The organism is Pseudomonas sp. R62 (assembly GCF_000257605.1).
Classification (GTDB): Bacteria; Pseudomonadota; Gammaproteobacteria; order Pseudomonadales; family Pseudomonadaceae; genus Aquipseudomonas; species Aquipseudomonas atacamensis.
On sequence record NZ_AHZM01000848.1, the window covers coordinates 1 to 1,666 of the forward strand.

1 pseudogene is annotated in these 1,666 nt (G+C 63.3%); it reads left to right on the plus strand.

Annotation, left to right across the window (positions count from 1 at the left end):
• A pseudogene (locus OQK_RS00515) lies at positions 1-1,666 on the plus strand (type IV secretion protein Rhs); the annotation flags it as partial.

Here is a 1,666-nt window from a genome sequence, read left to right on the forward strand (position 1 = left end):
ACCACGTCATCCTCCAGCGCCAGTTGACCGGCGGCGCGAGCTTCTTCTGGGAGTGGCAGCGCGAGGGCAAAGCCGCCCGCTGCGTGCGGCACTGGGCGTCGTTCTCGCAGATGAACACCCGTTACGTCTGGAACGATGATGACGCCAGCGTGACCGTGCATTACGTCGACGGCACCGAAGAAGTCTACGTCCACGACGAGCGCGCGCGGCTGGTGCGCCAGGTTGCGGCCGATGGCGGCGAGCAGCTCAAGGCCTATGACGAGCAGGGGCGCTTGATCGCCGAGCAGGATGCGTTGGGCGCGGTTACCGAATACCGCTACGACGAAGTCGGACGGCTGATCGCGCTGATTCCGCCGGACGATGCACCAACGTCCTACGAGTACCGCAACGGTTTTCTCTACAAGCGTTGCCGTGGTGAGGCGGTGTGGATCTACCGGCGCAACGCTGAAGGCGCCGTCACCGAAGCGGTCGATCCCGACGGCCAGGTCACCCATTACTACTACAACCTGCGCGGCCAATTGCTGTCGCTGCGTTATCCCGACAGCAGCCGCCACCGCTGGGTGTGGAACGAGCTCGGCCAGCTCATCGAAGAAACCCTGCCCGATGGCGGCGTGCGGCGCTTTTCCTACGATGCGCTGGGCCGGCGGATTACCACCCAGGACGAATTTGGTGTTGTCAGTCGTCAGCAGTGGGACGCGGCCGGCCGACTGATCCTGACGACTTCTCCTACGGGCAGCACGCGCGCCTACAGCTACGGCGCCTACGGCCAGATCACCGCCGAACGCGATGAACTCGGGCGCATCACCCGTTACGAATATGACGACGACCTGCATCTGGTCTCGCGGCGGATCAACCCTGACGGCACCCGCGTGCAGTATCGCTATGACCATGCGCGGCTGTTGCTGACCGAGATCGAAAACGAGTCAGGGGAAAAATACTGCCTGGATTACACGCCGACCGGATTGATCCGACAGGAAACCGGGTTTGATGGGCGGCGTACGGCTTACGTCTACGACCTCAACGGGCACCTGCTGGAGAAGACCGAGTTCGGCGAGCAGGGTTTATCGCTGGTCACCCACTACCAGCGCGATAAGGCCGGGCGTTTGCTGGTCAAGACCCTGCCCGATGGCGCCAAGATCCGCTATGACTACGACCGCCTCGGCCGATTGATCGGTGTCGATGACGGCCAGGACCATCCGCTGGCCTTCGAGTATGACCGTCAGGATCGCTTGATCACCGAGCATCAGGGCTGGGGCACCTTGCGCTACGCCTATGACGCCTGCAGCCAGCTCAAGCGGATGCGCCTGCCGGACAACAGCAAGCTCGACTATCACTATGCCAAGGGCGGTGCGCTGAGCGCCATCGACCTCAACGGCACGCCGCTCACGCGCCACGTCTACCAGTCCGGTCGCGAGCAGCAACGCCAGCAAGGTCTGCTGCTCAGCGAATACTCCTACGACGATCAGGGCCGCTTGCTTGCCCACGCTGTAGGTCATCGCCACGCTTCGCTGTACCGCCGCGATTATGCCTACAGCGCCAACGGCAATCTCGAGCACATCGCCGACAGCCGCCACGGCCAGCGTACTTATGGCTACGACGCCCTCGACCGGTTGATCCGCGTACGTCACTCACGCGACGAACTGCCCGAATCCTTCGCCCACGACCC